Genomic DNA, 8,137 nt, shown 5'->3' with positions numbered 1-8,137 from the left:
CCACCATTTCCCGGGATGGGGTCTGATAAAAGGTGGTATTCACTTCCACGAAATCGAAGGCCTGTGAATAAGCTTTTAGTGGATCCATGCCCGGTATGTTGAAATATGCCCAACCACCAGCCCCGATCTTATATTCAGACATCAATAAAGTTAATCTAATGTCATATTTATAACCTTAATGGAGTTGCAGTTCATGGGCAGTATACGACTTGGATGTTCGGGATGGGACTATAAAGATTGGGTGGGCACACTATATGTGAGGGATGAATCGAAACTCAAGGCATACACGTCCATTTTCAATACAGCAGAGATCAACTCTACGTTCTACAGCTATCCAAAACCCGGCCTGGTGTTAGGATGGGCTGCCCATACCCCAGATGATTTTCTGTTCTCTGTAAAGCTCAATCGTCAGGTAACCCATGAAAAGCGACTTGATATTGCCGCTGGGGTCGAAGATGATGTACGAGGTTTCTGCGAACTGATGAGACCACTTAAAGGATCTGGCAGGCTTGCCTGCATACTTATCCAGCTTCCACCGGGCCTGAAGTTCTCATGCAACCTTGTGGAAAGCTTCCTGGCAGTCCTGCCTCATGATTATCATTTTGCTCTGGAATACAGGAACAGGACCTGGCTTACCGATGATGTAATCCGTTTGTTTGAACGTTATAATATCACCCCGGTCATGACAGACGGGCCTGCTCTGCCCAAACAGGAAATGTCGTCAGAAGATATGGCATATATCAGGTGGCACGGCAGGGGCGGTCGCGTGTGGTACAATTACCGCTACTCTCAGCAGGAACTGGAAACCTGGGTGGGTGCCATTCGTGAGCTGTCAGAGCAGGTTCAGGTGTTGGGCTACTTCAACAACCATTACCACGGCCATGCACCAGAGAACTGTCTGGATGTACTTGAAATGCTGGGTATTGCCACTCCGAAACAACAACTGATGCGGCAGCATTTGCAGGCTGGCCAGGCAAGACCGGCAGCAAGGGATACAACACTTGCAGAATTTGCATACCTGGCTGTGTCCTCCAATGAGATAAAGGAGACCCTGCTGGAATTCACAGATATTGGGCGGCTTGAGAGAGGTCGTGCTGTAAAAGATATAGATATGCTTCAGGATGAACCAGAGCTGATCGTAGCTGATGTGAGCGGGTATTCCATTTATGTGGATTATGCCGGGAAGTTCATATTGCACGACTGCCAGGACTGGCGGCGGGGGATCAGTCAGCAAAGGATGTGCAAGCATGTAGCTGCACTGATATTATCGCTACCTCCTGAAAAAAGCCAGGCACTTCTGGGCCTGATAAAGGAGCAGGGCTGGGATTTCAGACCTTATACTGGTTGACAAACGAGTCAACGACCCCCGGATCAGACACGCGGTTCTGGTTAGTCAGAGGTAATGAAAAAGCCAGTTATAATTTGGGCTCATGATGAAACGGAGCTATCTTATTATCTACATTACTGGAATCGTCTGGTATATGACCAGTTTACAATCAGGCAAAAACTAACATCATAGTGCAAGCACAACGGTTTTTTTCCTACCGTCTTCGGCATCCCTCTGCGTCACGAACGGCACTATCGGGAGATTCCCTCCTTATACACCTCGTTTATGTCTCATTTCTAATGCTTAATAATAAATTCACACCAATCTTGAAAATATCAACACACTCACAAATATCAACATCACCGAGATATAGACCTTTAACTGTTCAGCATTTGCATCCTTAATAATCCGCGGCCCTATCTGCCCACCAATAACCACCGAAGGTAATACGAAGATAAGAACATTGAACAATATATTTCTATTCTCCACAAGCCCACTTACAAACCCAGGATTCATCCTGGTAACAGCAGCCACAATATCAACAATAAATATGATGACAACGGCCGACCCGATAACCTGGGACGGATGGTCGATCTTTTCATGGTTCCATATCCCGGGCACGATCAACTTACCCAAGCCCGTCGCAATGAGCCCTTTAAGAAATCCCGCCATGAAACCTATTCCCCAGAATACCTTCTGATGTTTTCCCGCTGCTTTTTGGGAAGTGAAGCAGCTTTTGAGCATGTACGTTCCATAAATGAAAATGAAGGAGCCAAATATGAGTATGAGAAAATTGCCATCAATGTAGGATGTTAACAGTGAACCTAAAATAGCGGTCGGGACTGTGATAATAAGGTATTGTCTGACAATATACCAGTTGACCGATCCCTGGTATACATTTCTGATTACCCCGCTCCCAAAACCAAAAATCATAGTTATAAGCGCTAACCAGAAGCTGATCAACGGGTCGAGTTTAATGAGGATCAGATATACCGGTATCCAGAAATTAGCTCCGGAAATGCCAGCTGACATTGCCAATGTGGCAATAATTATCCCGAGAGGAAACAGGTACCAGTACGTGTAATCCATAATCACCCGGAAATAATTTTTTAATATTCAAACAGGGATCGCTGGGGTTCATCCTGGTTTGGTGCTTCAGCCATATCATCAATTTCATTTTCCAAGATCTCAATTTTGCCGTACTGTCCCCCTCCCCCGGGTACAACCCTGACCTTGCCCTTCCGGAACTTTCGTATGGCACGGATAACATTGGTATCCACCCCCTCAATACCGTCAAGTTCGGCTTCCAGCAATACTGTCACCTCACTACCGAACAGATCCACCAATATTTCCCAGTTACTTTTCACCTTCTTAGTGGTGGTACTTGCCACTCCCAGAGCCATCATGATAATCTCAGACAAAGGGAACAGGTGCAGGTACGGTGGCCTGTGATCGGGATGGCCGGTAGTATCAGCCTTTTCCTCCACCCTGTCCACGACCCCTTTCTTGATCCTTCCACCGCACGTGCAGCGCCAGTTCTTCATCACACTCTCTCGCAGGGTATAATGTTGATAACAGCGAATGCATGCTGATTCATGGTATTTTCCCTGCTGGGAAAACAGGCCCACATTCATGACAGGCTTTCGTCCATCAATTCGCAATATGGCCTTTTCCAGCTCTGGAAACGTAATATCCTCCATCTGGAACCTATTAAATTCCCTGGCAAGTTTATTAGGCCAGGGGCTGTGTGCATCGCTGTTTGTCAGGAATGTTAACCTGTGCAATTCACTGATACGGTCAGCAAGGTCAGTATCTGCACTCAAGCCCAGTTCCACGAAGCTAATATATGGTGCCATGTCCCCATAGCAGCTGGTCAGGCTGTCATGGTAGGCATACATGGCGGTCCAGGGTGTAAATGCGTGGGCCGGGCCAATGAGCGCTCCCGCATCCCTTGCGATCTCTGCTATCTGGATGCCATTCAGATTCACGTTTGGACGGCCGTCGGTATCGATATTGACCGAAAGTGGCTCGACTGCTTCCCTGATCTCCTCTGCTTTGGCCACATCAGGCACAATAAGCAGATGATGCACCCTGTCTGTATCTTCCAGCTCAACAGTCAGCACGAACCTGGCAGAGTCCTTTCCATAGACACCATCAGCCACTTCTGGCAAAGATTTGATCTCATCCAGCCATTTGCGATGCAGGCAGTCTCCTGTACCCACAAGCTGGATACCTTTTTTAACAGATTCAACTCCCAGTGTTGGTATGTCCATACGACCTGAGGTCGCCATGCTGTACTTTGAATGGATATGAAGATCAGCGTTAATGACAGGCATGGGACTAAAGAATGCAAGGATTTGATAAACGTTTTTTGTTCGCTACTTGATGTCCAGTTTTGCAATGGCCAGCCTGGCAGCCTTTTCACCAGAGAGCAGCATGCCCCCGAAGACAGGGCCCATCCTTGGTGCCCCGGCAACAGCATTGGCTGCCATGCCTGTGACTATAAGTCCAGGATATACTTCCTTTGTATTGTCCATTATAATGTGCTCGCCCACATCCGCCCACATGGGTTTCTCTCCCACAACAGTTAATGCTCCCGGGATCTTGCGTGCCACTGTGCTACAGACTGAGGCTTCGTGGCCTGTGCCGTCTATGACCACTCTTGCCCTTATGGTCATTGGGTCTACGTGAAGTTTTTGCAAGCCTACTGCTGTCCAATTGATAACCAGACCGGTTACTGCATCACCTTCCCTGATCATCACATCATCCACACTGATAAGATTGAAGATCTTTGCTCCCGCAGAAATGGCTTCAGAGGCCAGCCTGCATACGCATTCAATTGAGTCTGCCACATAATAGCCGGTTTTGTATTCTTTATATCTGACTCCGAAGTCATCCAGGATGCGCTTTGCCTCTTCTTGAATAACTATCCTGGGCATCATCATACCACCACCCCACATGCCGCCTCCGATAGCCAGTTTTCTCTCAAAGAGCACCGTGCTTACACCTGCTTCGGCAAGTATTTTAGCAGCAACCAGATTTGCAGGACCTCCCCCAACCAGTGCAACTTCTGTATCAGTACATGTTAAAAAATCTGATGTGAATTCTTCTACAATGGCTCTTGTTATTGTTATTTCGTCTAATTTCATAATATCAACCAGGAATACAATTATATTTGGACTTGATAATCAGGTACAAGCTTATAATTTGCCAAATTATTTAATTGTCCTGAACCCATCTGTTACCAGAACTGATACCACCCTATGTTGCCTGGTGATTGTGAAACAAATATTCCGAGTGTTCCAATCCGTATATCTGTTACCAGTATAGATAACAAATACATAATCATTATATTCAAATCTAGTTCAAAATATCATTATATCTTCTCCTATTAATTCAATCTTTACCGATGGGGCGATAGTATGTCACAAATAACAATATATTCCACAAAAGTCTGTCCTAACTGCCAGATACTGAAAAAGATATTAAGTGATTCAGGGATTGCTTATAATGAAATGGACATGAGCACTCCTGCTGCATTAACTGAACTGACCATGAACAGTGTATTTACCATGTCAGCACCTGTACTCCAGATCCAGAACAGGTTCTATACTACCAAAGAGCTATTCAACGGTGATACCATAGACCGTCAGAAAGTGGAAGATATTATTGCAGGTATGTGATAAGAGGTTTAAAAAAATGCAACGATTACAGGCGACTCATGAAATAACGGGAGAGGAGATGGTGGATATATTGGCAAATAACGAAAAAGCACTGGTGCAGCAAACCCTGATGGGAGATGAGATCTCCACATTACCAAAAGTCAGGACAACAGACGGTCACTTAATGGAATGGGACCGCAATACTATTGTTAAACAGCTTCTAAAAGAAACTGTCCTCAGCGAAAAGTTCTATAACAAACCCGCTGCCACTGAAGAGATCGCCAGGGAGATCGCCAAGGAGACCGAGAACCGCATACGTAAGATGGGTGTGCAATTCCTGTCAGGACCCTTAGTAAGAGAGTTGGTCAATATTGTCCTGCTGGAAAAGGGCCATATTGAATGGCGGAACATCTCGACCAGGGTGGGTACTCCGGTCTACGATGCGTATAAGATAGATATCGGTACAGGATTCGAAGCCAAGGATAATGCCAACCTGCAGGAGAATGCAGAGACATCCCATAAGAAGAAGGCAGATAAGATATCCAAGGAACAATACCTGCTATTACTCCCGCCGGAATTGGCTGACAGCCATTTAAACGGTGATATTCATATTCATGATCTGGAATACCTGGGAACCAGGGCCTTCTGCCAGGACTGGGACCTGAGATATTTCTTCTATTACGGCCTGATGCCAGACGGGTCCGGGACAAAAGCCAGCGTGGCAGGTCCGGCCAAGAAAGCTGAAGTGGCAATACTGCATGCAGTGAAAGCCCTGGGAAGCGCCCAGACAAACTTTGCAGGCGGGCAGGGATTCTATAATTTTCTTACCTTTATCGCACCTTACTTTGAGGGGATGGCGTACGAAGAGATCGAACAGCTGATGCAGATGTTCGTTTATGAGATGACCCAGATGATGGTCGCGAGAGGCGGCCAGCTGGTATTCTCATCCGTACAGCTCTCGCCGGGAATCCCAAAACTCTGGCGGGACAAACCCGTGGTCTTCAAGGGGCGTGTCTGGGATGGAGACATGGCGCCCTTAAGGACCTATGGCGAGTTCGAGCGCGAGGTCAGGGTGAGCTTTGAAGCATTGATGAATGTGATGCTGAAAGGGGATTACTGGGGTAAGCCCTTCAATTTCCCCAAGCCTGAGATCAGTATTGAACCCGATTTTATGCAGGAGGATGAAGAATTCAATAAAAAACATCCTGAACTGCTTACCTATGACGAGCTCTACACCCTGTCCTTTAAGCTGGCTGCCAAGTTCGGTGCGCCGTATTTCGACAACCAGCTGCCTCAGTACCGGGGAGCTGGAGAAGGTATTTCATGCTACCAGTGCTGTGCATATAATTTCTCTACCACGGCAGATAAGGATTCTTTGTTCGAAGAAAAAATGTACTTTAAAGATGGCCAGCACTTTTCGATGGGTGCCTGGCAGGTCGTCTCTCTGAACTGCCCCCGGGCTGCATATGAGGCAGAGGGAGACGACCATCTCCTATTCCGGAATCTGAAGACGTTGATGGACAAGACAATTGAAGTGTTCAAGATCAAACGGTACTGGATGGACAATATCGTTGAGAGGGGCAGGATGCCCTTTGCCACCCAGCGTCCCAAGGACCCTGTTACAGGAAAGAAGGGAACCATGGCCGTGGATCTGGAGGGACTGGTTTATACTATCGGTGTGGCAGGCATTAATGAGATGATACAGCACCATACCGGCTTCCAGATGCATGAAAACGAAGATGCCAGGAAACTGGCTATCAGGACCATGTTCGAGATGGAATTCTATGCCAATGAACTTTCAAAAGAACATAATATTGAAATAGCACTGGCCCGGACGCCGGCCGAGACCACGTGTCAGCGCTTTGCCGTGTCCGATCTGCTTCATAAGGAATACAAAGATTATGCTAAACAAGTTATAAAAGGCGACCTGGCAGCTGCTGAATCCCGTCTGAGCGAAACTCGCGACCTACCCATATATTATACAAACGGTACCCATGTGCCGCCAGGAGCCAACATTTCCCTCCCCGAGCGGATCGATATAGAGCATGTCTTCTTCCCCATAGTGGATGGCGGGAATATCCTGCATATCTTCATGGGGGAGGGACATCCTGATCCCCGAGGCCTGAAGGAGTTTGCCATGAATCTGGCCAGGAACTCCCAGGTAGGATATTTTGCGTTTACCAAGGACATGACAGTATGTATGAGCGATTTCCATGTGGCTGGAGGATTGCATGATACCTGTCCCAACTGCAAGTCTGATGATGTGGAACACCTGTCCAGGGTGACCGGGTATATCCAGGCTGTGGATGGATGGAACAATGGGAAGAAGCAGGAACTGAAGGATAGAAGGAGGTATGGAGCAGGGGATATGGTTTAGCTTATGATGAATGTATTTTAAAGGGGAAATACAGGGTGGAGAGGATGGATGCGATAATATTGGAATGAGATAGTACTATTTTCGAGGAAAGAAGGATTAAGAATAATATACAAATTGAGCTGCAAAAGAAAGAGGTAAAACACTAGATGGAACTTTGGAACAAAAATGTGGAAAAAAGATTTTTCACAAAGTCATTAGAATATGCAACACCTGAACAGTTGTTTTATATAACAAATGAAAATAAATATTTAGCTTACTGGCCAAAAAATTATCTGGGTAAGAAAAGCACTCTTCAAAGTAGAAATTCGCTTATAGGAAATTTTACCGAAAAATGGACAACTGATCTTATCCAAAGAATTGTTGAGGATGAAGGGTTATTTGCAGTTCAGGGAGCAAAATGTAGTGAAATTGCTCTTCTAAATAATTCCCCGGCTGATGTTATCATTTCAAAAAATAAAAATATTGAACAAGAACCAGAAAATATCTTGGCAATTTTCGAAGTGAAAATGTCCATCGTCTGGAATTGGGAATTTAAGAATAATAAATCTGATATGAATTTAATATGTATGGGTGATTATAACACTCACCAAGGAAATCCGGGATTACTCAGATCAGACTCTATGTTAAAAGCAATTGGCAAGAGTATAAATATAAGGGTTTCAAGTTTAAAGGCGTCTACAATCCCAATTATTATAATCGGTAATACACCTATTACAAATACCTGAGTTTGAAAGATAACCTTGTATCATAACTGTTTAACTTTTTTATGGC

General features: G+C 45.6%; 8 protein-coding genes. 4 read left to right on the top strand and 4 right to left on the bottom strand.

Translation table 11 applies throughout. From position 1 onward, the window contains the following. A partial coding sequence (locus tag IBX40_09040) for a DUF72 domain-containing protein (protein ID MBE0524458.1) occupies window positions 1-142 on the bottom strand: 142 nt, incomplete at its 3' end. A 51-nt stretch (window positions 143-193) separates the two neighbouring features. Here IBX40_09040 and IBX40_09035 point away from each other — a divergent pair. After that, complete coding sequence (locus IBX40_09035; GenBank protein ID MBE0524457.1) at window positions 194-1,348, top strand: DUF72 domain-containing protein; 1,155 nt, start codon at window positions 194-196, stop codon at window positions 1,346-1,348. A gap of 294 nt (window positions 1,349-1,642) precedes the next feature. Here IBX40_09035 and IBX40_09030 read toward each other — a convergent pair whose 3' ends face one another. From IBX40_09030 to IBX40_09020, 3 genes are read right to left on the bottom strand one after another with little or no spacing between them, the layout of a single operon-like run. After that, entirely contained in the window at window positions 1,643-2,416 is a 774-nt protein-coding gene (locus IBX40_09030) for a sulfite exporter TauE/SafE family protein (protein MBE0524456.1), read from the bottom strand. 20 nt (window positions 2,417-2,436) lie between these two features. Continuing rightward, window positions 2,437-3,663, bottom strand: coding sequence for a TIGR00375 family protein (locus IBX40_09025; GenBank protein ID MBE0524455.1), 1,227 nt, complete (start codon window positions 3,661-3,663; stop codon window positions 2,437-2,439). Window positions 3,664-3,705: 42 nt separating this feature from the next. Then, window positions 3,706-4,476: a thiazole biosynthesis protein gene (locus tag IBX40_09020; protein ID MBE0524454.1), complete on the bottom strand. Its 771-nt coding sequence runs from the start codon at window positions 4,474-4,476 to the stop codon at window positions 3,706-3,708. Between the two features lie 273 nt (window positions 4,477-4,749). Here IBX40_09020 and IBX40_09015 point away from each other — a divergent pair, with 273 nt between their 5' ends. From IBX40_09015 to IBX40_09005, 3 genes are all read left to right on the top strand, one after another. Next, window positions 4,750-5,010: an NrdH-redoxin gene (locus IBX40_09015; GenBank protein ID MBE0524453.1), complete on the top strand. Its 261-nt coding sequence runs from the start codon at window positions 4,750-4,752 to the stop codon at window positions 5,008-5,010. A gap of 16 nt (window positions 5,011-5,026) precedes the next feature. Further along, a complete protein-coding gene (gene nrdD, locus IBX40_09010) occupies window positions 5,027-7,366 on the top strand; it encodes an anaerobic ribonucleoside-triphosphate reductase (protein ID MBE0524452.1) in 2,340 nt (779 codons plus the stop codon). A 146-nt stretch (window positions 7,367-7,512) separates the two neighbouring features. Then, a complete protein-coding gene (locus IBX40_09005; protein MBE0524451.1) occupies window positions 7,513-8,091 on the top strand; it encodes a hypothetical protein in 579 nt (192 codons plus the stop codon). The last annotated feature ends 46 nt before the right edge of the window (window positions 8,092-8,137 follow it).

The sequence above is a fragment of the Methanosarcinales archaeon genome, assembly GCA_014859725.1.
In the GTDB taxonomy this organism is placed as follows: domain Archaea; phylum Halobacteriota; class Methanosarcinia; order Methanosarcinales; family Methanocomedenaceae; genus Kmv04.
Note: the sequence above shows the minus strand (reverse complement) of the source record. Positions and strands in the feature narration are given on the sequence as shown.

Coding starts and splice junctions, on each gene's coding strand:
- IBX40_09035 (MBE0524457.1), top strand. CDS start 194: ATGGGCAGTATACGACTTGGATGTTCGGGATGGGACTATAAAGATTGG.
- IBX40_09030 (MBE0524456.1), bottom strand. CDS start 2,416: ATGGATTACACGTACTGGTACCTGTTTCCTCTCGGGATAATTATTGCC.
- IBX40_09020 (MBE0524454.1), bottom strand. CDS start 4,476: ATGAAATTAGACGAAATAACAATAACAAGAGCCATTGTAGAAGAATTC.
- IBX40_09025 (MBE0524455.1), bottom strand. CDS start 3,663: ATGCCTGTCATTAACGCTGATCTTCATATCCATTCAAAGTACAGCATG.
- IBX40_09005 (MBE0524451.1), top strand. CDS start 7,513: ATGGAACTTTGGAACAAAAATGTGGAAAAAAGATTTTTCACAAAGTCA.
- IBX40_09015 (MBE0524453.1), top strand. CDS start 4,750: ATGTCACAAATAACAATATATTCCACAAAAGTCTGTCCTAACTGCCAG.
- nrdD (MBE0524452.1), top strand. CDS start 5,027: ATGCAACGATTACAGGCGACTCATGAAATAACGGGAGAGGAGATGGTG.